Source organism: Pseudomonas putida, assembly GCF_050990305.1.
GTDB lineage: Bacteria > Pseudomonadota > Gammaproteobacteria > Pseudomonadales > Pseudomonadaceae > Aquipseudomonas > Aquipseudomonas putida_AH.
In genome coordinates, this window is sequence record NZ_CP158817.1 from 2,761,481 (window position 1) to 2,783,195 (window position 21,715).

General features: G+C 62.6%; 15 protein-coding genes. 10 read left to right on the forward strand and 5 right to left on the reverse strand.

The window, feature by feature from the left end; translation table 11 throughout:
- The 4 genes from ABTV22_RS12730 (at nucleotide 1) to ABTV22_RS12745 (ending at nucleotide 6,120) form a co-directional block, all read left to right on the forward strand.
- Nucleotides 1–2,427, forward strand: a complete 2,427-nt coding sequence (locus tag ABTV22_RS12730; RefSeq protein WP_433740579.1) for an efflux RND transporter permease subunit — start codon at nucleotides 1–3, stop codon at nucleotides 2,425–2,427.
- A gap of 184 nt (nucleotides 2,428–2,611) precedes the next feature.
- Entirely contained in the window at nucleotides 2,612–3,847 is a 1,236-nt protein-coding gene (locus tag ABTV22_RS12735) for a helix-turn-helix transcriptional regulator (RefSeq protein ID WP_433740580.1), read from the forward strand.
- Nucleotides 3,848–4,507: 660 nt separating this feature from the next.
- On the forward strand, nucleotides 4,508–5,275 hold the full coding sequence (locus ABTV22_RS12740) for an SDR family oxidoreductase (RefSeq protein ID WP_433740581.1): 768 nt from the start codon (nucleotides 4,508–4,510) through the stop codon (nucleotides 5,273–5,275).
- A gap of 11 nt (nucleotides 5,276–5,286) precedes the next feature.
- Nucleotides 5,287–6,120, forward strand: a complete 834-nt coding sequence (locus ABTV22_RS12745; protein ID WP_433740582.1) for an SDR family NAD(P)-dependent oxidoreductase — start codon at nucleotides 5,287–5,289, stop codon at nucleotides 6,118–6,120.
- A gap of 412 nt (nucleotides 6,121–6,532) precedes the next feature.
- On the opposite strand, the gene dmpG is transcribed toward ABTV22_RS12745, so the two are convergent.
- From dmpG to ABTV22_RS12765, 4 genes are all read right to left on the reverse strand, one after another.
- Nucleotides 6,533–7,561, reverse strand: coding sequence for a 4-hydroxy-2-oxovalerate aldolase (gene dmpG / locus ABTV22_RS12750; RefSeq protein WP_433740583.1), 1,029 nt, complete (start codon nucleotides 7,559–7,561; stop codon nucleotides 6,533–6,535).
- Between the two features lie 10 nt (nucleotides 7,562–7,571).
- On the reverse strand, nucleotides 7,572–8,498 hold the full coding sequence (locus ABTV22_RS12755) for an acetaldehyde dehydrogenase (acetylating) (protein ID WP_433740585.1): 927 nt from the start codon (nucleotides 8,496–8,498) through the stop codon (nucleotides 7,572–7,574).
- A 31-nt stretch (nucleotides 8,499–8,529) separates the two neighbouring features.
- Nucleotides 8,530–9,321 (reverse strand): fumarylacetoacetate hydrolase family protein, encoded by a 792-nt coding sequence (locus tag ABTV22_RS12760; RefSeq protein WP_433740586.1) that lies wholly within the window; start codon nucleotides 9,319–9,321, stop codon nucleotides 8,530–8,532.
- A 74-nt stretch (nucleotides 9,322–9,395) separates the two neighbouring features.
- A complete protein-coding gene (locus tag ABTV22_RS12765; RefSeq protein WP_433740587.1) occupies nucleotides 9,396–10,169 on the reverse strand; it encodes a glucose 1-dehydrogenase in 774 nt (257 codons plus the stop codon).
- Between the two features lie 1,647 nt (nucleotides 10,170–11,816).
- On the opposite strand from ABTV22_RS12765, the gene ABTV22_RS12770 reads away from it, so the two are divergent.
- From ABTV22_RS12770 to ABTV22_RS12790, 5 genes are all read left to right on the forward strand, one after another.
- The gene (locus tag ABTV22_RS12770) at nucleotides 11,817–13,004 is read left to right on the forward strand and encodes an acyl-CoA dehydrogenase family protein (RefSeq protein ID WP_433740588.1); all 1,188 of its coding nucleotides are present in this window, start codon (nucleotides 11,817–11,819) and stop codon (nucleotides 13,002–13,004) included.
- A 79-nt stretch (nucleotides 13,005–13,083) separates the two neighbouring features.
- Nucleotides 13,084–14,106: a 2Fe-2S iron-sulfur cluster-binding protein gene (locus tag ABTV22_RS12775; protein ID WP_433740589.1), complete on the forward strand. Its 1,023-nt coding sequence runs from the start codon at nucleotides 13,084–13,086 to the stop codon at nucleotides 14,104–14,106.
- A gap of 31 nt (nucleotides 14,107–14,137) precedes the next feature.
- Nucleotides 14,138–15,751, forward strand: coding sequence for a FadD3 family acyl-CoA ligase (locus ABTV22_RS12780; RefSeq protein ID WP_433740590.1), 1,614 nt, complete (start codon nucleotides 14,138–14,140; stop codon nucleotides 15,749–15,751).
- A 95-nt stretch (nucleotides 15,752–15,846) separates the two neighbouring features.
- Nucleotides 15,847–17,493, forward strand: coding sequence for a DUF1302 domain-containing protein (locus ABTV22_RS12785; protein WP_433740591.1), 1,647 nt, complete (start codon nucleotides 15,847–15,849; stop codon nucleotides 17,491–17,493).
- Nucleotides 17,494–17,566: 73 nt separating this feature from the next.
- Nucleotides 17,567–18,796, forward strand: a complete 1,230-nt coding sequence (locus ABTV22_RS12790; RefSeq protein WP_433740593.1) for an NADH:flavin oxidoreductase — start codon at nucleotides 17,567–17,569, stop codon at nucleotides 18,794–18,796.
- A 1,088-nt stretch (nucleotides 18,797–19,884) separates the two neighbouring features.
- Here the strand turns inward: ABTV22_RS12790 and ABTV22_RS12795 are convergent.
- Nucleotides 19,885–20,718, reverse strand: coding sequence for an alpha/beta fold hydrolase (locus ABTV22_RS12795; protein WP_433740595.1), 834 nt, complete (start codon nucleotides 20,716–20,718; stop codon nucleotides 19,885–19,887).
- Nucleotides 20,719–20,979: 261 nt separating this feature from the next.
- On the opposite strand from ABTV22_RS12795, the gene ABTV22_RS12800 reads away from it, so the two are divergent.
- Nucleotides 20,980–21,714, forward strand: a complete 735-nt coding sequence (locus tag ABTV22_RS12800) for an SDR family NAD(P)-dependent oxidoreductase (protein ID WP_433740596.1) — start codon at nucleotides 20,980–20,982, stop codon at nucleotides 21,712–21,714.
- Nucleotide 21,715: the final 1 nt, after the last annotated feature.

Genomic DNA, 21,715 nt, shown 5'->3' on the forward strand with positions numbered 1-21,715 from the left:
ATGAATCAAGGTAAACACTGGGTGACGCGCTGCGTCGATGTCTGTGCCGACCACCTGATGGCTTGGCGCAAGGGGCTGCTGGCGGTGTTTGTGCTGGTCACCCTGGGCCTGGGCTACAGTGCCACCCACACGCAGCTGGATCCGGGCTTCAATAAACAAATCCCGGTGACCCATGCGTACATGGTCAATTTTCTCAAGTTCAGCCGCTATTTCACCGGCGCCAACCGTCTGCTGGTCAGCGTGCACTGGAAGGGCGAGGGCGACATCTACAACGCCGAGTACCTGGAGACCCTGCGCAAAGTCACTGACGATGTGTTTTTCATTTCCGGAGTCAGCCGTCCCAGCGTGACGTCGCTGTTTACCGCCAATGTGCGCTACATCGAGATCACCGAGGAAGGTTTCTTTGGCGACGTGGTGGTGCCGCCGCGTTTCAGCGGCACCGCCGAAGACCTGGCCCAGGTGCGCAGCAACACCGCGGCATCCGGTCAGGTCGGCCGCCTGGTGGCCAATGATCTGAAGTCAGCGATGGTCCGCGCCGACTTGCAGGACACCGATCCCATGACCGGCAAGCCGGTGTCCTATGTCGAGATCGCCAAGCGCCTGGAAGACATTCGCGCCAAGTACAACAGCCCGGATATCGAGATCAACATCGTCGGCTTCGCCAAGCTGGTGGGCGATGTGGTCGAGGGGCTGAATACGGTGATCGGCTTTTTTGTCGTGGCCTTCGTCATCACCGGTTTGCTGTTGTGGCTGTATTCCCGTTCCCTGCGCCTGACGGTTGTAGCGCTGCTGGTGGCGTTGCTGCCGGTGGTTTGGCTGCTTGGCTTGTTGCCGCTGTTGGGGTTGGGCATCGATCCGATGTCGATCCTGGTGCCGTTCCTGATTTTCTCCATCGGCGTGTCCCATGCGGTGCAGATGACCAACGCCTGGAAGCAGGACGTGTTGGCCGGGAGCAGTTCCCTGGAAGCGGCGCGTACGGCCTTCTGCAAGATCTTCATTCCCGGCTCCCTGGCCTTGCTGATGAATGCCCTGGGGTTCGCGGTGATCATGCTGATCGACATCCCGATCGTTCACGAATTGGGGGTGACCGCGTGCATTGGTGTGATGCTGATGATCATCACCAACAAGCTCATGTTGCCGATCATCATTTCCTGGCTGCGCCTGGAACCCGCCCTGTTGCGCCGGGCGCAATCGCGGCCGGAGGGCAAGCATCGCCTGTGGTGGCGCCTGTCGGCACTGGCCGAACCGGGGCCAGCGTTGGGGGTATTTGCCATCAGTCTGTTGCTGTTGGCGGCGGGCGCCTGGAAGGCCCGTGACCTGGCGGTGGGGGACATCGGTGCGGGTGCGCCGGAGCTGCGTGCCGATTCGCGCTACAACCTGGACAACGGCAAGATCATCAGCAGCTACGCCATCGGCCTGGACGTGATGTCGGTGTTCGTCCAGGTCAAGGGCGTCGAAGAAGGCTGCCTGTCGCCCGCCGTGATGCGTGCGGTGGAAGCCTTCGACTTCCGCATGCGCACGGTCACAGGCGTGCAGTCGATCCAGAGTGTGGCGGACATGGGCAAGCGGGTGATCGCTGGCAATAACGAAGGCAACCCACGCTGGGCGGCGATTCCCGGTTCCTCCCGGGGCCTGAGCCAGGGCGCGAGGGCCTATATGCCCGATGACGGCCTGGTGACCGACGGTTGCCAGCAGATGCAGATCCTGGTGTTCCTGACCGACCACGAAGGCAGCACGGTGGGCCATGCGATCAATGAGGCCAAGCGGATCATCGCCGAGGTCAATTCGCCGCAGGTCGAATTCCTCCTGGCCGGTGGCAATGTCGGGGTGATGGCGGCGTCCAACGAAGCGGTAAAACGCGCCGAAGTGATCATGCTGGGGGCGCTGTTCGGTTCGGTGGCGCTGTTTTGCTGGCTGACCTTCCTGTCGATCCGCGCGGTGCTGTGCATTCTGGTGCCGCTGGCGATTGTCGCGATCCTGTGTAACGCACTGATGACCTTGCTCGGCATCGGCCTGAAAGTCGCCACCTTGCCGGTGATGGCGCTGGGTGTGGGGGTAGGGGTCGACTACGGCATCTACCTGTATGAGCGTATCCAGCACGAAATGCTGCGCGGCGCCAACTTGCGCGAAGCGTTCTACGAAGCCATGTGCCAACGCGGCACGGCGGCGGTGTTCACGGCGGTGACCATGTCCATTGGCGTTTGCACCTGGGCGTTTGCGCCGCTGAAGTTCCAGGCCGACATGGGCGTGTTGCTGTCCTTCATGTTCCTGGTCAACGTGCTGGGGGCGATTTTCCTGCTGCCGGCGCTGGCGGCCTGGTTCAACCGAGGGCGACCGTTGGTCACCGCGCGGTTGCGCCAGCCCACGACAGCGGTGCAGGGTCAGTTCCGGCTGAAAAACAGCCCGGCCGCGCGTGATTCTCAATAGCGGAAAATAATCCTGTGGAGCCTATTGCGAAGGGCATCGGCGATAGAGAAAACTGAGCCACGAATAACGTTGCAGGCTCCGCAGGCCAGTTGCAATCCAGAGGGGGAGCCCCGAGCTCCCCCCAGCCGAAATTATAAAAATAATAAGGGAAAGGCACCGTCCTTACCCGCGCGAGGAACAGACGATGCAAGAGACTGTCTTGACCCATGAAGCCCTGGCGAATCTTGGCCTGGACCTCACACGTTTCAACCAGTTGGTGGGGGAAGTCTACGAAGGCGCCCTCGATCCGAAACTGATGGCCCACGCCCTCAAGAGTTTTCTCCATCTCTACGAGGCCAACTACGTCACGTTGATCCTGCGAGTGCCCGAGCAGCCCGATATCGGCTTGATGATCATGGCCGGCGATATCGAAGGGGCGGGTGACGTCAACTACATGACCTATCCGCAGACCAACACGCCGTTCGTCAACCAGCCGCTGGATCGGGTGTTCGCCGTCGATGACATCATGAGTTCCACGGAGTGGGAGCACAGCGCCTACTTCAAGGCTTTCTGCGGTCCCAACGACGTGTACCACGTGATGGGCGCCGACGTTTCCACACCGGACGGCGGCAAGGTGCGTTTTCGTATTACCCGCCCCAAACGCTCCCCGAATTTTTCCGCCGACGAGCGGGCGCTGTGTGCGATGTTCCTGCCGCACCTGCGTCGGGCCTTGCGGTTGCACAATCTGCTGGACCGCAGCGAGTCGTTGAGTGAGTTGTACTCCCAGGCCATCAGCCGTTTGTCGGTGGCCACCCTGGTGCTCGACGAGAGCGGCAGCGTGCTGCAGGTCAACCCGGTGGCTCAGGAAATCCTCGCCCAGTCCGACGGGTTGAAACTGGTGGGCGGGCGTCTGGAGGCGACGTATCCCAGCGACAACCGTGAACTGCAACGCTTGATTCGCGCCGCATTCTCCCCGGATGCGCCGAAAAACGCCGAGGCGATGTCGGTAACCCGGCCTTCGGGACTGGTCAATCTGGGGGTGGTGGTGGAATCGATCCCGTCCCTGGACTGGGCCGAGGAAAAGGGCCAGCCGGCGGCGCTGGTGTACATCCGCGATGCGGCGAGCAAATCACTGGCCAGCGAGGTGGTGACCAAACAACTGTTTAATCTGACCAAGGCCGAGACGGCGCTGGCCATGGAACTGACCAACGGCCTATCCCTGGAGGAGGCCGCCGAGGCCCTCAACATTCGCCGCAACACCGCCCGGGCCCATTTGCGTTCCATCTTCTCCAAGACCGGCGTACGTCGCCAGACCGAGCTGGTGCGCATCCTGCTCAACAGCGTGGTGGCCCTGGGAAAACCCAAACTGACGTTGAAGGTGGCCGATAAGATCAAGGTGCCGCCGCTGAAACTGGCTGAGCCGGTGTATCGCCGGGCTTGAGTTTTTGAATCATTCGCCAGCTTTGAGGCCCCTTCGCCCGTAGGAGCGAGGCTTGCCCGCGAAGAACGATAACGCGGTTTGACAGATACACCGCGGCGTCTGGTTCGCCGGCAAGCCTGGCTCCTACAGGCGAAGAACGATGACGCGGTACATCAGATTCACCGTGGCGTCTGGTTCGCCCGTAGGAGCGAGGCTTGCCCGCGAAGAACGATGACGCGGTACATCAGACTCACTGCGGCGTCTGATTCGCCGGCAAGCCGGGCTCCTACGGGCGAAGAACGATGACGCGGTTTGACAGATACACCGCGGCGTCTGGTTCGCCGGCAAGCCTGGCTCCTACAGGCGAAGAACGATGACGCGGTTTGACAGATACACCGCAGCGTCTGGTTCGCCGGCAAGCCTGGCTCCTACAGGCGAAGAACGATGACGCGGTTTGACAGATACACCGCAGCGTCTGGTTCGCCGGCAAGCCTGGCTCCTACAGGCGAAGAACGATGACGCGGTTTGACAGATACACCGCAGTGTCCGATTCGTCGGCGGGCGAAGAACGATGACGCGGTCTCACAGATACAGCGCAACCCCCGATTTTTAGTCCCTATAGACGATGCCGCCCCGTAATGGCCCTGTCGATACTGGTCGGACCTATCACGGAGAACCACTATGCCAATTACAGCCATCACCGGTAGCGCCTCGGGAATCGGAGCCGCCGTCAGCGCCGCCATGCGTGCTGCCGGTCATCAAGTCATCGGGATCGATCGCAGCGATGCCGAGGTGATCGCCAACCTGTCCACCGCCCAGGGACGCAGCGCCGCCATCGCGCAGGTGCTTGAACAGAGTGACGGGGTCCTCGACGGGCTGATCTGTTGCGCCGGGGTCGGTGTCACGGCGCCTTCCTGTTCGTTGATTCTGGCGGTCAACTTTTTTGGTGTCAGCCAATTGTTGACCGGCCTGCAAGGTGCGTTGGCCAAGAGTCCAAAACCGGCGGCGCTGGTGATCGGCTCGGTGGCGGCGACCCATACGAGCGCTGAAAGCCAACCGATGATTGAAATGATGCTGGCCGGTGATGAGGCCCATTCGCTGCAGTTGGCCGACACCCTTGGTCAGCCTCACCTGGCTTATGCGGCGTCCAAATACGCCATCACCCACTACGCCCGTAGCCTGGCGGTCAGTTGGGGCAAGCAGGGCATGCGCTTGAACGTGGTCGCGCCGGGCGCGGTGGAAACGCCATTGCACCAGGCATCCCTGGACGACAAACGCTTCGGCAAATCAACCCGCGAGTTCGTCGCCCCCCTGGGTCGCGCCGGGCGACCTGACGAGATCGCCCAGGTGGTGACGTTCCTGCAGTCGGCGCAAGCCTCGTTTGTCCACGGCAGTGTGATATTCGTCGATGGCGGTATGGATGCCATGGTCCGCGCGCCGCGCTTCTGAAAGGAACCCGTATGAACAAAGTGGCATTCATCACCGGCGCGAGCCGGGGTATCGGCCGCGAGGCGGCACTGGCGTTCGCCCGTGCCGGTTTCGACCTGGCGATCAGCGCGCGAACCCTCAACGAAGGCGAACAGCATGAACATGCCCTGCGAGATGCCGCCGGAGCACCACTGGCCGGCAGTCTCAACGGCACCGCCCAGGCGCTGCGCGAACTCGGTTGCCGGGTGCTCGTGGTGCCGATGGACCTGCTCGACAGCGTCTCGGCGCTCGACGCCTGTGAGCAGGTATTGGCCGAGTACGGGCGCATCGACGTGCTGATCAACAACGCGATCTACCAGGGCAGCGACCTCAATGCCGGGGTCATGGACCTACAGGCACAAACCCTGGAGCGGATGTTCAAGGGCTACATCCTGACGCCGTTCCTGCTGACCCGGGCAGTGGCCCAGCACATGGTGGCGCGCGGTGGCGGCGTGGTGATCAACGTCACTTCAGGCGCTGGCGAAAGCGACCCGCCGGTGGCGGCGGGAAAGGGGGGCTGGGGGTATGCCTACGGCGCAGGCAAGGCGGCGGTGTCGCGGTTGTCCGGTGTGCTAGCCACGGAGTTGGGGGATCTGGGTGTTCGCGCCTATACCCTCAATCCAGGCGTCGTGACCACCGAAGCACTCAAGGCCACTATCGGTGACAAGGGATTGATCGCTCTGCGTGCCGGTAGCGCGCCGCCCCATGTCCCGGCGGCTGTCATGCTGTGGCTGGCCACCGCTGAACAGGCGCCGCAGTTCCAGCGCCGGACCATCGCCGCGCAGCCGTTTGCGTTGGAACACAACATCGTCCCCGATTGGCGTTAACCCGTGGGAGCGAGGCTTGCCCGCGAAGAACGATGACGCGGTTTGACAGATACACCGCGGTGTCCTGTTCGCCGGCAAGCCTGGCTCCTACAACGCGAAGAACGATGACGCGGTTTAACAGATACACCGCAGCGTCCTGTTCGCCCGTAGGAGCGAGGCTTGCCCGCGAAGAACGATAACGCGGTTTAACAGATACACCGCAGCGTCCTGTTCGCCCGTAGGAGCGAGGCTTGCCCGCGAAGAACGATAACGCGGTTTAACAGATACACCGCAGTATCTGGTTCGCCCGTAGGAGCGAGGCTTGCCCGCGAAGAACGATGACGCGGTTTGACAGATACACCGCGGTGTCTGGTTCGCGGGCAAGTCGGAACGCCGCCCGCTCGCTCCTACAGGTCAGGTGATCAATGTCGGTTTAGGCCTGCTTACGCTGACGGGCCAGGGTCATGGCGGTGTCTTCGATCATGTCTTCCTGACCTCCGACCATGCCGCGCCGTCCCATCTCCACCAGAATCTCCCGTGCCGACACGCCGTACTTCTTCTCGGCGCGCTTGGCGAACAGCAGGAACGAACCGTAGACCCCGGCGTAACCCATGGTCAGCGCGTCGCGGTCGCTGCGGATCGGGAAGTCCATGATCGGCACCACCAGATCTTCGGCCACATCCTGGATGCCGAACACACTGACACCAGTATCGATGCCCATGCGGTCGCACACCGCCACCAGCACTTCCATCGGCGTATTACCGGCACCGGCCCCGAGGCCCGCGCAGGCGGCGTCGATACGGTTGGCGCCGGCGGCAATCGCGGCGATGGAGTTGGACACGCCCATCGACAGGTTGTGGTGACCGTGAAAGCCAATTTCGGTTTCCGGCTTCAAGGCCGCACGCATCGCCGCCACCCGGGCGCTGACGTCATGGGGCAACAGGTAGCCTGCCGAGTCGGTCAGGTAGATGCAGTTGGCGCCGTAGCTTTCCATCAACAAGCCTTGCTTGACCAGGCCTTCAGGGCTGTTCATGTGGGCCATCATCAGGAAGCCAACGGTGTCCATGCCCAGGCCTCGGGCGTGGGAAATGTGCTGCTCGCTGACATCGGCTTCAGTGCAATGGGTGGCCACACGAATGGTGTTGACCCCCAGTTCATGGGCCATGGTCAGGTGATCGACAGTGCCGATACCCGGCAGCAGCAGCGCCGAGACCTTGGCGTTTTTCATCATTGGAATCACCGCCGACAAATACTCCTCGTCGGTGTGGGCCGGAAAACCGTAGTTCACCGAGCTGCCACCCAGGCCGTCGCCGTGGGTCACTTCGATCAGCGGCACGCCGGCCGCGTCGAGGCCGCAGGCGATGTCCTTCATCTGTTGCAGGCTGATCTGATGACGCTTGGGGTGCATGCCGTCGCGCAGGCACATGTCGTGAACGGTGATGCTTTTGCCGCGAAGATCCATGGTCGACTCCTTATGCGTGGGCGGTTTGGGCAGTGGCTTGCAACACCAGTTCGCCCTTGAGGATTTCCTCGGCGAACATCTCGGCGGTGCGCGCAGCGGCGGCGGTCATGATGTCGAGGTTGCCGGCGTACTTGGGCAGGTAGTCGCCCAGGCCTTCGACTTCCATGAAGATCGACACGCGATTGCCGTCAAACACCGGGCCGTTGACCAACTTGTAGCCGGGCACATAACGCTGCACTTGTTTGATCATCGCCTCGATGGCGGCGGTGATCGCCGGCTGGTCCGGTTCGCTGGCGGTCAGGCAGTGCACGGTGTCGCGCATGATCAGGGGCGGCTCGGCGGGGTTGATGATGATGATCGCCTTGCCTTTCTTCGCACCGCCGACCTTTTCCACTGCGCTGGCAGTGGTGCGGGTGAACTCGTCAATGTTTTTCCGGGTGCCGGGACCGACCGATTTGGAGGCGGCGGTGGCGATGATTTCCGCGTAGTCCACCGGCTGCACGCTCGACACGGCTGCCACCAGCGGAATCGTGGCCTGGCCGCCGCAGGTGACCATGTTGACGTTCATCACGCCCAGCCCCAGTTGGGCCTTGAGGTTGACGGGCGGCACGCAATAGGGGCCGATGGCCGCCGGGGTGAGGTCGATCATCAACACGCCCAGGGCATTGAGCTTGCGCGTGTTCTCGGCATGCACGTACGCCGAGGTGGCGTCGAAAGCGATCTGAATCTGGTCTTCGATAACGTGCTTGAGCAAGCCGTCAACACCGTCGGCTGTGGTTTTCAGGCCCAGCTCGCGAGCCCGGGCCAAACCTTCGGAGGTGGCGTCGATGCCGACCATCCATACCGGTTCCAGCACATCGCTGCGCATCAGTTTGTACAGCAGATCGGTGCCGATGTTGCCCGGCCCGATCAGCGCGCATTTGATCTTTTTGCTCATGGTCTTTGGCTCCAGGGGAGGGAAGGGAGGATCAAGGGACAAAGCGCAGACTGGCTTCGCCCAGCCCGCTCATGGACAGGCTGATGCGGTCGCCGGCAACCACCGGCACCAGCGGCGCCAGGGCACCGGACAGAATGATTTCGCCGCGACGGAAGGGGATGCCCAGCTCGCCCAGCGTATTGGCCAGCCAGGCCACCGCCGCGCAAGGGTGACCTTGCACCGCCGAGCCCAGGCCCGAGCCTGCCGGCTGGTCGTTTTTCAGCAGTTGCATGTGCACGGCGGCCAGGTCCAGGGAGCGCGGGTCGATGCGCTGGGTGCCGAGGGCGAACACACCGCAGGAGGCGTTGTCGGCCACGGTGTCCTGGATGCGGATCTGCCAGTCGTCGATCCGTGAATCGACGATCTCGAAGCAGGGCGCCACCGATTGTGTGGCGGCCAGTACGTCCTCGGCGCTGATGCCCGGACCTTGCAAATCTTCACCCAGGATAAAGGCGATTTCGCCTTCGGCACGGGGTTGGATCAGGTTGTAGCGGGCCAGGCTGACGTCGCTGGCGTCTTCGACCTGCATGGCGTCGGTCAGGAAACCGAAGTCCGGTTGGTGGACATCGAGCATCTCCTGCACGGCGCGGCTGGTGACGCCGATTTTCTTGCCGATCACCCGCTCGCCCAGCGCTTCGCGGCGCTGCAGGAACTGCAGGGAAATCCCGTAGGCCTGTTCCAGGGTGATCTGCGGATAGCGGCGGGTCAGGGGCGCGAGGGTTTTGCGATTGCGCAGGGCATTGAACAGCTCGTCACCGAGCGCGTTGATCAAATGGGCGTCCATGGTGAGGGTTCCAGAAGGTAGGAAGAAAAAAAGCCCGCCCCGACATCAACAGCGGCGGGCCAAAAGAAGTCGGGTTAGGCGGGCCAGACCGACGAATCCGCACCGCCATCGACATCAATGATCTTGCCGGTCACCCAGGCCGACGCTGGGCTGGCCAGGTAGAGCGCGGCGGCAGCAATGTCTTGCGGGGTGCCGAGGCACTTGAGCGGGGTGTTGGTTTCCATGGCCTGGCGCATGGCGGCCGGCATCACGCCGTTGAGCGCTTCGGTCAGGGTCGGGCCGGGGGCGACCGCGTTGACCCGGATTTGCGGGGCAAAATCCTGGGCCAGCAGGCGGGTCAGGTGGCTAAGGGCGGCCTTGGCCGTGCCGTAGGCACTGAAATGGCGCTGGGCATAGCGTGCCGCCACCGAGCTGATATTGATGATGTTGCCGCCACCGGCTTCGCGCATCAGCGGTACGCACAATTGGCAGAAGGCGTAGGTGGTAGCGACGTTGAAATTCAATACCTGGGCGAACTGCTCCGGGGTCATGCCCAGCGGATCATTCGGCCCGCCACCGCCGACATTGTTGACCAGATGGGTGATACGGCCCATGTGCTCGACGCTTTGACGCACCAGCGCCTGGCGTTGCTCGGCATCGTTGACGTCACAGGTGATGGCCAGCGCACGTCGGCCCAGGCCGCGTACCTCTTCGGCCACGGCCTCTACCTCATCCAGCGAACGCGCCGAGCAGACCACGTCGGCACCGGCTTCGGCGTACGCCAGGGCAATCGCCCGGCCAATGCCACGGCCGCTGCCGGTGACGATGGCGACGCTGCCGTTCATTTGGAAACGCTGCAGAATACTCATGGGCCCTTGCTCCGTGGGGTCGGTTTTGGATGGGTTTACTATCGCCGTGGTGGCTGCTTGAGGCATCGTCTCAATGGACTAGCGGAGTTGGTGTTGGTGTGTGTACATATCCGTTTTTTTTTTAACGGCGGCTATTGGTTCCGCCTTTACAGCGGGTTACTTGGAAGAGCGCCAAGTAACCAAGCGCTCTTGCCCCACCACTTGGTGCCTCGCCTAGGCTCGGCATGCCCTCACTCCGGCATTGCTCCGTGGGTCGCCGCCATCGGCCATCCATGGCCGGGGGCGGCTAAACCGGCGTCCTGCCGGTTTCCCCACTGCGCAATGCCTGCGTTCGGCCATCGTGGTTAACGGGGCGCTCAGATCCAAAACCAAAGCGAGGCGGCCTTCGAGCCGACCTGACTTGGGCTGGTGTCCGCATTCCCCTGTGGGAGCTGGCTTGTCGGGTCGCCGCATCGCAGCGATGGCGGCGTGGCTGACGGCCAACACCTTCCAGGCACACCGCAATCAAACTGTAGGAGCGAGCCTGCTCGCGATGAACGTCAACGATGACGCGGGCTGTCTGGATGCCCGTGTTGTCTGGGCGTTTTTCGCGAGCAAGCTCGCTCCTACAGGGAGGCGTTGGGCCTGCTCGCTAAAAGTCTGGAGGGTGCACATATCCGTTGCTGCGGTCACGGCTGCTTAGGGTTCCGCTCTTACAGCGGGTTACTTGGAAGAGCGCTAAGTAACCAAGCGCTCTTGCCCCACCACTTGGTGCCTCGCCTAGGCTCGGCATGCCCTCACTCCGGCATTGCTCCGTGGGGCGCCGCCATCGGCCATCCATGGCCGGGGGCGGCTAAACCGGCGTCCTGCCGGTTTCCCCACTGCGCAATGCCTGCGTTCGGCCATCGTGGTTAACGGGGCGCCTCGATCAAAAGCAAAACGAGGCGGCCTACGAGCCGACCTGGTTTTGGCTGGCATCCACATTCCCCTGTGGGAGCGTGGCTTGCCCGCGATGGACGTCAACGATGGCGCGGGGTGTCTGGATGCCCGTGTTGTCTGGGCGTTTTTCGCGAGCAGGCTCGCTCCTACAATTGGATCGGGGGGTGTACCTGAAAGGTGCTGGCCGTCAGCCAGGCAGCCATCGCTGGCAAGCCAGCTCCCACAGGGGAATGTGGATGCCAGCCAAAACCAGGTCGGCTCGTAGGCCGCCTCGCTTTGGATTTTGAGGTACACGCCCCCTCGAGAGGCCGAGCGCAGGTTCTGCGCAGTGGGCAACCCGGCATGGATGCCGGGTTAGCCGCGCACGGCCATGGATGGCCGATCGCGGCGGGCCCACGGAGCAGGACCGGAGCGAGGGCATGCCGAGCATTAGCGAGGCACCGAACGAAAGGGGCAAAAGCGCTTGGTTACTTGGCGCTTTTCCAAGTAACCCGCTGTAAGAGCGGAACCATAGGTGGCCGTTACCAAAGAAATGGATATACACCCACACCCACACCCACACTCACACTCACACTCACACTCACACTCACACTCACACTCACACCCACACCCAACCCCAAAAAATCCCCCCTCACCCCTAGTCCGCTTTGACGATGATTAATCACCCACTCAACCCGATGATCCACCACAACTCGCGCAGTGGCGCAGTGAGATCGGGAGAATTGAGTGATGCACAGCATGCGAGAAAAGACCCAGGACGAACGTGATCTGCTTGAACGTGCACGCCGACTGGTGCCGGCACTCAAGGCGCGTACGGCACAAGCCGACAAGGACTTGAAGGTGCCAGAGGAAAGCGTCGCCGAGTTGCAATCCGCCGGCTTGCTGCGGGCCTTGCAGCCACGGGCATTCGGTGGGTATGAAGTAGACCCGCGCACCTTCTTCGAAATCCAGACCATCCTTGCCGAGGGCTGCATGTCCACGGCCTGGATCTACGGCGTGATGGGGGTTCACCCCTGGCAATTGGCGCGTTATCCAATCGAGGCCCAGCGCGAAGTCTGGGGCGATGATCACAGCACGCTGATTTGCTCGACCTATATGCCGGCGGCCAAGGTCACGGTGGTGGAGGGCGGTTACCGCATCAGCGGGCGTTGGGGTTTTTCCAGCGGCAGCGAGCATTGCCAATGGATATTCCTCGGCGGCATCTTGCCCCCCGATGGCGATCTGGCCGCCGAGCACGGCACCTTCCTGCTGCCTCAAAGCGACTATCGGATCGAACGCAACTGGGACGTTCTGGGCCTGCGCGGTACCGGTAGCCACGACATCGTGGTCGAGGATGCGTTCGTCCCGGCCCATCGCGTGCAGCGCACCAATAACTGGACCCTCGAAGCGACCCCCGGGCGCCTGGTCAACACCAACCCGATCTACGCCATCCCGTTCGCCCAGGTGTTCTCCCGCGCGGTCTCGACCTCGGCCATTGGCGCGCTGCAAGGGGCGATCAACGAGTTCCGCGACAACGCTGCCAAGCACATCGGCAAGCACGGTGCCCGCACCGCCGACGATCCGGTGGCGCAAACCGCGGTGGCCGAGGCGATGATCACCGTCGACGGACTGCGCCTGGTGCTGGAACGCAACTACGAGCACCTGATGACGCTGGCCCGTGCCGGCGAATACCCGGACACCGAGACCCGCCTGCTGTATCGCTACCAGTCGGCCTACGTGACCAACATCTGCGCCGAGCGGGCCAACGACCTGCTGCGCAGCATGGCGGCGTCGGGGTTGTACAACACCAACCCGGTGGCGCGACTGTTCCGCGACTTGCACCAGGCGCGCGGACACATCGCCAACAACTACATGGCTTACGGGCGCAGCTATGGCGCGGTGATGTTGGGCCTGCCCAACCCGGACCCGTACGTCTGAGGCCATGACGGCCGTTTCGATACCCCTGGGTTTGCACCTGTCCGCGGTAAGCGGGCAGGTGGTCATGAGTACCTGACCTATGAACAATTATCTTGCCCTGCGCGTGGCACGCGTGATCGAGGAAACCGCCGATGCGCGGTCCCTGGTGTTCGACGTGCCTGAGCATTTGGCGGAACGCTTTCGCTATCAACCCGGCCAGTTCCTGACACTGCGCGTGCCCTTCGAGGACGGCTGGCTGCCCCGTTGCTATTCATTGTCCAGCACGCCGTTGCTCGATGAGCCGTTACGGGTAACGGTCAAGCGCGTCTACCAGGGACGCGCGTCGAACTGGCTATGCGACGAACTCCAGGCTGGGCAGGCGCTGGAGGTGCTGCCTCCGGCCGGGGTGTTCGTGCCGCGCAACCTGGACAACGACTTGCTGCTGTTCGGCGGCGGCAGCGGTGTGACTCCGGTGCTGTCGATCCTGCGTTCGGCATTGCTCGCGGGCAGCGGCCGCATCCTGTTGATCTACGCCAACCGTGATGAAGACTCGGTGATTTTCAAGGATGAGCTCAAGGCCCTGGCCAGCGCCCATCCGCGACGCCTGCAAATCGTCCATTGGCTCGACTCGGTTCAAGGCGTCCCGAGCGTCGGGCAACTGGCCGAATTGGCGCGGCCGTTTATCGATGCCCATGCGTTCATCTGTGGGCCGGGGCCGTTCATGGATGCGGTCGTCGCCGCCCTCGGCGATCTGGGCATGCCGGATAGCCGAGTGCATGTCGAGCGCTTCGTGTCGCTGCCCGGCGAGGGCGAACTGCCGTTGGTGTCCAGCAGCGAGGCGGCCGTGGCCGCGCAGTTAGCGGTGCGCCTGGACGGTGAGGACTACCAGCTTGACTGTGAGAGTGGCGAAACGGTCTTGGCCGCCATGGAGCGCGCCGGCCTCAACCCGCCCGCGTCCTGTCGTGTCGGCGGTTGCGCCTCGTGCATGTGCAAGCTGCAAAGCGGCGATGTCGAGCTGCTGCACAACGATGCACTGGACGCGGGCGATCTGGCCGAAGGCTGGATTCTGGCCTGTCAGGCCGTGCCCACCACCGCGCAGCTGCACATCTGCTTTCCCGAATGACGACCCGAACGAAGCCGAGCCCGAGCCTACGATGAATCAGAGCCTGAACCTTGCCGCGCCCTTGAGCGCAGCCCCCGTCACCCTGGCCCAGTTGGTCTTCAGCAGTGCCCAGCGCTTTGCTGGGCGTACCGCCATCGAGGACAACGGCCAGTGCATCGACTACGCGCAGTTGCCCGAGCGCGTCATGGGATTTGCCCGTGGCCTGATGGCCCTGGGTATCCAGGCCGGTGATCGGGTCGGTGTCTGGGCGCCTAACAGCGCTGACTGGATCCTCGCCGCGCTAGGCATTCAATGCGCCGGCGCGGTGCTGGTGCCGATCAACACGCGCATGAAAGGCCTCGAAGCCGCCGATGTGCTGGAGCGCAGCGGCTGCCGGGTGCTGTTTGTCCAGCAACGCTTTCTCGATGTCGATTACCCGGCGCTGCTGGCGCCGCATCGACCGGCGAGCCTCGAACACCTGGTGATTGTCGAGGGTGACACGCCTGCACAGCCTTCGGACTTGACCCTTGCGCAGTTCTTGCAGGGAGCGGCGACCATCGACGCCGACAGTGCCAGGCGTCGTGCGTTGGCGGTCGGCCCCGAGGCCATGTGCGATCTGTTGTTCACCTCCGGCACCACCGGTAAACCCAAAGGCGTGATGAGCGGCCACGGCCAGAACCTGCGGGCGTTCACCGAATACGTCAGGATCATTGGCCTGGTACCGGGCGACCGTTACCTGATCGTCAACCCGTTCTTCCATGCCTTCGGCTACAAGGCCGGATGGCTGACCTGCCTGATCGGCGGCGCGACCATCCTGCCCCATGCGGTGTTCGACGCCGAAGCCGTGTTCCAGCGCATCGCTCGCGAGCGTATCAGCGTGCTGCCCGGCGCGCCGACCTTGTACCTGTCGTTGCTGGCCCACCCGCGACTCAAGCAAACCGACCTGTCGAGCCTGCGCATCGCCGTGACCGGCTCGGCGAGCATTCCGCCGAGCCTGATCGAGCGCATGCGCAATGAGCTGGGGTTTGCCGTGGTCACCACTGCCTATGGCCTGACCGAATGCGGCGGGCTGGCGACCATTTGCGACCCGCAGGACTCGGCGCAGGTCATTGCCGGCACCAGCGGACGACCGATTGCCGGGACTGAAGTGAGCATCCGCGATCCACAAAACAACCTGCTGGATGCAGGGCAAACCGGCGAGATCTGCCTGCGCGGCTTTCACATCATGCAGGGTTATTTCCAGAACCCCGAAGCGACCCGCGAAGCCATCGACACTGAAGGCTGGCTGCACACCGGCGATGTCGGGCGCCTGGATGAGGCGGGCAACCTGATCATCACCGATCGCCTGAAGGACATGTTCATCGTCGGCGGCTTCAACTGCTACCCGGCGGAGATTGAAGCCGCGCTGATCAAACACCCGGCGATTGCTCAGGTGGCGGTGATCGGCATCGCCGATGAGCGCATGGGCGAGGTCGGTTGTGCCTGCGTTGTACTGCGTGACGGTGAGGTGCTCGACCAAGCGCAACTGATCGCCTGGAGCCGCGAGCAGATGGCCAACTACAAGGTGCCGCGCCAGGTGCGCTTCTTCGACGCCTTGCCACTCAACCCGTCGAGCAAGGTGGCGAAAAACGAACTGCGCGCGCAGGTCCACAGCGCTGGGGCGTAAGGCGGGCTCATCTCACCAAATGGACGATGTGCGCGGCAGCGGTTCTTTCCATGCTGCGGTGACACAAGCACAAAACAACAAAAAAGGAGAGGAGCATGCTTACGCAAACTACGGTGGGATACCGTTCGGCAAACTCGATGGCAGGGCGTGGCCTGTTGGCCGCGACCATCACGGTTGCCAGTGCCACGGCCCAGGCGGCACCGACAATCGAACTGGGGGAAAACACCACGCTGGATTCGTCGCTGACGGTCAACTACACCGCATCCATGCGCACCGCCAAGCAGGCCAATCAATACCTCAACGACCCGAACAACGACGATGGCACCCGCAACTTCAAGCGCGGCTCCCTGATTAACAACCGCGTGAGTCTGTTCGGCGAATTGATGCTCAAGCACGACAACCTCGGTGCAGTGCTGCGCGGCAGTGATTTCTATGACGACGTCTATCACCAGAGCAATGCCAACGATTCACCGCAGACGGTGAACAAGTTGGGGCAAAACGATCACTTCAGTGACAAGACACGGGATTTGAGCGGCAGTACCGCGCGCCTGCTCGATGCGTATGTCTATGGCAACTTCGAAATGGGCGAGACCCAGTACCTGTCGCTCAAGGCCGGACAGCATCTGGTGGCCTGGGGCGAGAGCCTGTTTTGGCCCAACATCAGCCAGGGCCAGGCGCCGGTGGATGCCACCAAGTTCAACGTGCCCGGCACTGAAGCGAAGGACTCCTACCTGCCGGTGGGGCAGGTGTCCGCGTCGTGGTCGCTCAATGAAGACCTGGCGTTGGTCGGTTACTACCAGTACGAATGGGAGAAGACCCAACTCAACCCGGTGGGCGACTACTTCGGCAGCGATACCTTCGGTCCGGGCGCCCAGTTCTTTCGCCTGGGCAGCGGTGTCATCGACAGCCTGCCCAACGGCGCGGCCGTCAGTTATGCCGGCGAAAAAGACGCCAGTGACAGCGGCCAGTGGGGCGTGGGCGTGCGCTATCGGATCACCGAGAACACCGAAGTCGGACTGTTCCATTACCGCTATAACGAGCGCATCGGTTCGCTGTTTTTCGACTTCACCGGCAACACCCAGTACTCGTCGCTCAAGAGCATCGGTCATACCGGCGATGCATTGACCTATCGCATGGGTTACTTCGAAGACGTCAAGCTCACCGGCATCAGCTTCAGCTCCAAGGTCGGCGATTCGGTGCAATACGCCGGTGACCTGAGCTACCGCGATGGCGCCTCGGTCTACCTGAACAACGGCGCGCCGACCACCGGGCAGATCTGGCAAGGCAACCTCAACGCGTCGTACATCCTCGGACCCAGCTTGCTGGCTCAGCAGACCACCTTCCTGGGCGAGGTGGTGCATCAACACATCGCCGGGGTGGACAACCTGACGATCACCGGTGGCGGGCCCGGTGTGGATGGCACCTTCGATGAGTTCGAATCGAAAACCCAGACCCGTGGCTCGACCCTGCTGGGCGTCGGCGCCTACATGGACTACCCGTCCATTGCCAACGGCCTGGACTTGAGCACCAAAGTGGTCTGGACGCAGAACGTCGACGGCAGCGCCTATCAGGGACTGGGCCGTGACGAGAAGCGCCTGACCGTGGGTGGCGATTTCAAATACCTGGGCAACTTCCAGATCGGCATGACCTACGTCGCCTACCTGAGTTCGCCGGATGTCGCCCAGGGCCGTCTGCTGGCTGACCGCGATTACCTGTCGCTCAACGCCAAGTACACCTTCTGAAGATCCCGGCGGCGTCGCGATGAGGCGGCGCCGCTTTCGTTTGTAGCCTGATAACAACAAAGAGAGGCATCCCATGAACCCTCGTCCGACCCCATCACCGTTCAGCCCGATTGCCATCGGCCCGCTGACCTTGAAAAACCGCTTTATCAAGTCCGCCACCAATGAGGGCATGAGTGCTGGAGGCGTGCCGTCCAAGCAATTGGTCAAGTTGCATTCGGCTATCGTTGCCGGCGGCACGGCCCTGACCACCGTGGCCTACTGCGCGGTGAGCCTGGATGGTCGCACCTTGCCCAATCAACTGACTCTGACTCAGGCCAGCCTGCCGCACTTCAAGGCGTTGACCGATGGCGTGCACGCAGCCGGTGGCCTGGCCAGCGCACAGATCACCCACGGCGGCTGCTTTACCTTCATCCGCGAGCGCTCGACCAAGCGTCCGCTGTCGGCCAGCGGCGGCTTCAACAAGATCGGCATCATGAGTGGCATGTTCCTCAAGCAGGCGATGAACGAAGCCGACATGCAACAAGTGGTGCGCGACTTCGCGCAGGGGGCGCGCCTGGCACGCCAGGCGGGTTTCGATGCGGTGGAAATCCACATGGGCCACGGTTACTTGCTCAGTCAGTTCATCTCGCCGATGTACAACAAGCGTCGCGACCAGTACGGCGGCAGCCTGGAAAACCGCCTGCGCTTTCCGCGTCGGGTGTTGCGTGCGGTGCTCGATGCCGTCGGCCATGAGATGGCGGTGATCTGCAAATACAGCGTCACCGAAGGCGTTCGCGCCGGCAACAGCGCCGAAGACGGGGCGAAGATCGCCCGCATGCTGGAACAAGAGGGCGCGCATATGCTGGTGCTCAGTGCGGGGATGAACGCGGAGTCGATCACCACCATGTTCGGTTCCTCGTTCCCCAAGGAAAACCGTGTGCAGCAGAAGAACAAGATCATCGCCCTGGCGATGGCCATCCAGCGCCGCAAGGAACCGACGGTGGAGTTTCGTGAGCTGTATCTGTTGGAGCATGCGCGCAAGGTGCGGGCAGCGGTGAAGATGCCGCTGGCGTATCTGGGCGGCGCCAAGAGCCTGGAGAGTATCGAAAAGATCATGGCCGAGGGTTTCGACCTGGTTGCCATGGGCCGGGTGTTGCTGGCTGAGAATGACTACGTCAACAAGCTGGAGAGTGGTGTCAGTCGGGATTCGATCTGTACTGCCTGCAACCGTTGTGTGGCGATGATGTATACGCCGGGTGGCACCTCTTGCGTACTGGGCAAGCCCGGTGATGCGGAGCTGAACCGCCAGCCGGCGGCGGGCTGATTTTTTGGGGGGGCACCGCTAAAACGAGGCGGTATTCGAGCCGACCTGACTTTTACGGGTATCCACATTCCCCTGTGGGAGCTGGCTTGCCAGCGAAGGCTGCCTGGCTGACGACCAACGCCTTTCAGGTACGCCTCCCGATCCAATTGTAGGAGCGAGCCTGCTCGCGATGGACTTCAACGATGACGCGGGGTGTCTGAATACCCGTGTTGTCTGGATGTTTTTCGCGAGCATGCTCGCTCCTACAGGGAGCGTTGCGTTTGCTCGCAAAAAGCCTGGATGGTGTACATATCCGTTGCTGCAGTAACGGCCACTAATGGTTTCGCCCTTACGGCGAGTCACTTGGAGAAGCGCCAAGTAACCAAACGCTTTTGCCCCTGTCGTTCGGTGCCTCGCCGTGGCTCGGCATGCCCTCGCTCCGGTCCTGCTCCGTGGGCCCGCCGCGACGGGCCATCCTTGGCCCAACGCGGCTAAACCGGCATCCATGCCGGTTTGCCCACTGCGCAGAACCTGCGCTCGGCCTCTCGAGGGGGCGTGTACCTCAAAATCCAAAGCGAGGCGGCCTTCGAGCCGACCTGACTTTGACGGGTATCCACATTCCCCTGTGGGAGCTGGCTTGTCGGGTCGCCGCATCGCAGCGATGGCTGCGTAGCTGACGACCAACATCTTCCAGGCCCCCCCCCCCCCCCCCGATCCAATTGTAGGAGCGAGCCTGCTCGCGAAAAACGCCCAGACAACACGGGCATCCAGACACCCCGCGTCATCGTTGACGTCCATCGCGGGCAAGCCACGCTCCTACGGGGGAAAGCGTTTACTCGAAAACAGGTCGGCTCGAAGGCCGCCTCGTTCTGGTTTTTGATCCAGGCGCCCCGTTAAACCACGATGGCGGCGACCCTGTAGGAGCGAGCTCGCTCGCGAAAAATGCCCAGACAACACGGGCATCCAGACAGCCCGCGTCATCGTTGACGACCATCGCGAGCATGCTCGCTCCTACAAGCTTTTCCAAAGTGACTCGCCGTAAGGGCGAAACCACTAGTGGCCGTAACCGCAGCAATGGATTTACACCCAATCCCCATCACCGAAGGGCTTCAACCGTTCTGCAAGAAATCAATGCAGCTTCGGTTAAACAGCTCGCGATGTTCCACCTGGACCCAATGCCCGCAACGGTTAAGCACGATGAATCGGGCGTTTGGCGCACCGCTGATGATGCGCTGGGCGCCGCTGATCGGGTTGAAGTGATCGTCGTTGCCCCAGAAACCGAAGATCGGGCATTGGATCTCGCCCAGGCGCGCTTCCATGTTCTGCACCATCATCGTGCTGAACAGGTTCTTCGGCTGGGTCACGGCCACCGCCACGCGTTCTTCCAGCAGGCTTTCCGGCAGGATCGACGGGTCGAACAGCTGCAGGCTCATCATGCTGCGCATCTCGTCCATGCCAATGGGGCCTGCGTTGAACAGGCTGACCATGCGCACGATGCCTTCCATCTTGAAGTAGGTTTCCCGTTCCTCGACGCCGCCCGGTGCCAGCAAGATCAGGCTTTGGGGCAATTGCGGCAGGCGCAGCGCCAGGCCCAGGGCAATCGCGCCGCCCAGCGAGTTACCCAGCAAGGTGCAACGCTTCACCCCGACCGATTCCAGAAACGCCGCCACGCAATCGACGAAGAAATCCAGGTTGTATTGGGCGTCTTCGGGTTTGTCCGAGCGACCGAACCCCGGCAGGTCGAGCACGATGTTGCGATAGCCGGCAGCGACGAACTGCGGGTAGTTGCCCTTGAAGTTGCTGAAACCACTGGCGCCCGGTCCGCTGCCGTGCAGCCACAGCACCACCGGGCCCGTGCCTTCATCCAGGTAGTGCAGGCGCAAGCCGCTGGGCAGTGTTGCGTAATGGCCGACGGGCAGGGGCAGGTCTACGGGTTGGTTCATGGGTGGGTCTCCATTGTCTGCGGATTCATGAGGCACAGCCGCGCCAGACGCTGCAGCAGATTGAAGGGGATGCAATGTCTGGCGTGGTGCGCACTCGACGAATGCTGGGCTTTGACGGGGTTGCTCACATCGTCCGTTCAGACCACGCGGCGGTAGTCTCATCGGACGATGTGTGCCCGGGCACATGCCGCTAATCATTCAGGGGACGGCGCCACTGCAAGGGCAGCGGACCGCAGCGAATTTGATCATTCGGAGAACGCTATGAAGTTACTCAATAAAGTGGCCTTTGTGACCGGTGCCGCCCAAGGCATGGGCCAGGCCATCGTGCGTGGATTCGTCGCCGAAGGCGCCAAGGTGGTGGCGGTCGACCTCAATCAAACTGCACTGGCCCAGAGCCTCGCCGACCTGGGTGACAAGGTCTTGGCCCTGGCCTGCAACGTCGGTGACGGTGCCTCTGTGGCCGATGCCATGGGCCAGGCCGAACAACACTTCGGCGGCCTCGACATCCTGGTCAATAACGCAGGCGTGGGCGCGCTGGACAGCTTCCTCGACACCCCGGACGAGAGTTGGGCGCGGGTCATCGGTGTGAACCTGGGCGGTACGTTCCTGTGCTGTCGCGAAGGCGCCAAGTTGATGATCAAGGGTGGGCGCAAAGGGGCAATCATCAACCTCTCCAGCACCGCCGCACTGACCGGTGACGGCCCCAGTCACTACTGCGCCTCGAAAGCCGGGGTCATGGGGCTGACCCGCTCGATCGCCCGCGAACTGGCAGCCAGCGGTATTCGCGTGAACACCCTGGTGCCGGGGCCGACCAACACGCCGATGATGGCCGGCATCCCTGACGACTACATGCAAACACTGCTCAAAAGCGTGCCGCTGGGCCGTATGTGCGAGACGGACGAGATCGCCCGTGTCGCGGTGTTCCTGGCCAGTGAAGACGCCAGCTTCATGACCGGCCAGAACGTGGCCGTCAACGGCGGCATGGCCTTTATCTGAT

What these genes read in the sequence shown, in the direction of transcription:
- ABTV22_RS12780 (WP_433740590.1), top strand. Translation starts at nt 14,138, where the DNA reads ATGAATCAGAGCCTGAACCTTGCCGCGCCCTTGAGCGCAGCCCCCGTC.
- ABTV22_RS12800 (WP_433740596.1), top strand. Translation starts at nt 20,980, where the DNA reads ATGAAGTTACTCAATAAAGTGGCCTTTGTGACCGGTGCCGCCCAAGGC.
- ABTV22_RS12760 (WP_433740586.1), bottom strand. Translation starts at nt 9,321, where the DNA reads ATGGACGCCCATTTGATCAACGCGCTCGGTGACGAGCTGTTCAATGCC.
- dmpG (WP_433740583.1), bottom strand. Translation starts at nt 7,561, where the DNA reads ATGGATCTTCGCGGCAAAAGCATCACCGTTCACGACATGTGCCTGCGC.
- ABTV22_RS12755 (WP_433740585.1), bottom strand. Translation starts at nt 8,498, where the DNA reads ATGAGCAAAAAGATCAAATGCGCGCTGATCGGGCCGGGCAACATCGGC.
- ABTV22_RS12765 (WP_433740587.1), bottom strand. Translation starts at nt 10,169, where the DNA reads ATGAGTATTCTGCAGCGTTTCCAAATGAACGGCAGCGTCGCCATCGTC.
- ABTV22_RS12740 (WP_433740581.1), top strand. Translation starts at nt 4,508, where the DNA reads ATGCCAATTACAGCCATCACCGGTAGCGCCTCGGGAATCGGAGCCGCC.
- ABTV22_RS12745 (WP_433740582.1), top strand. Translation starts at nt 5,287, where the DNA reads ATGAACAAAGTGGCATTCATCACCGGCGCGAGCCGGGGTATCGGCCGC.
- ABTV22_RS12790 (WP_433740593.1), top strand. Translation starts at nt 17,567, where the DNA reads ATGAACCCTCGTCCGACCCCATCACCGTTCAGCCCGATTGCCATCGGC.
- ABTV22_RS12795 (WP_433740595.1), bottom strand. Translation starts at nt 20,718, where the DNA reads ATGAACCAACCCGTAGACCTGCCCCTGCCCGTCGGCCATTACGCAACA.
- ABTV22_RS12775 (WP_433740589.1), top strand. Translation starts at nt 13,084, where the DNA reads ATGAACAATTATCTTGCCCTGCGCGTGGCACGCGTGATCGAGGAAACC.
- ABTV22_RS12735 (WP_433740580.1), top strand. Translation starts at nt 2,612, where the DNA reads ATGCAAGAGACTGTCTTGACCCATGAAGCCCTGGCGAATCTTGGCCTG.
- ABTV22_RS12785 (WP_433740591.1), top strand. Translation starts at nt 15,847, where the DNA reads ATGCTTACGCAAACTACGGTGGGATACCGTTCGGCAAACTCGATGGCA.
- ABTV22_RS12770 (WP_433740588.1), top strand. Translation starts at nt 11,817, where the DNA reads ATGCACAGCATGCGAGAAAAGACCCAGGACGAACGTGATCTGCTTGAA.
- ABTV22_RS12730 (WP_433740579.1), top strand. Translation starts at nt 1, where the DNA reads ATGAATCAAGGTAAACACTGGGTGACGCGCTGCGTCGATGTCTGTGCC.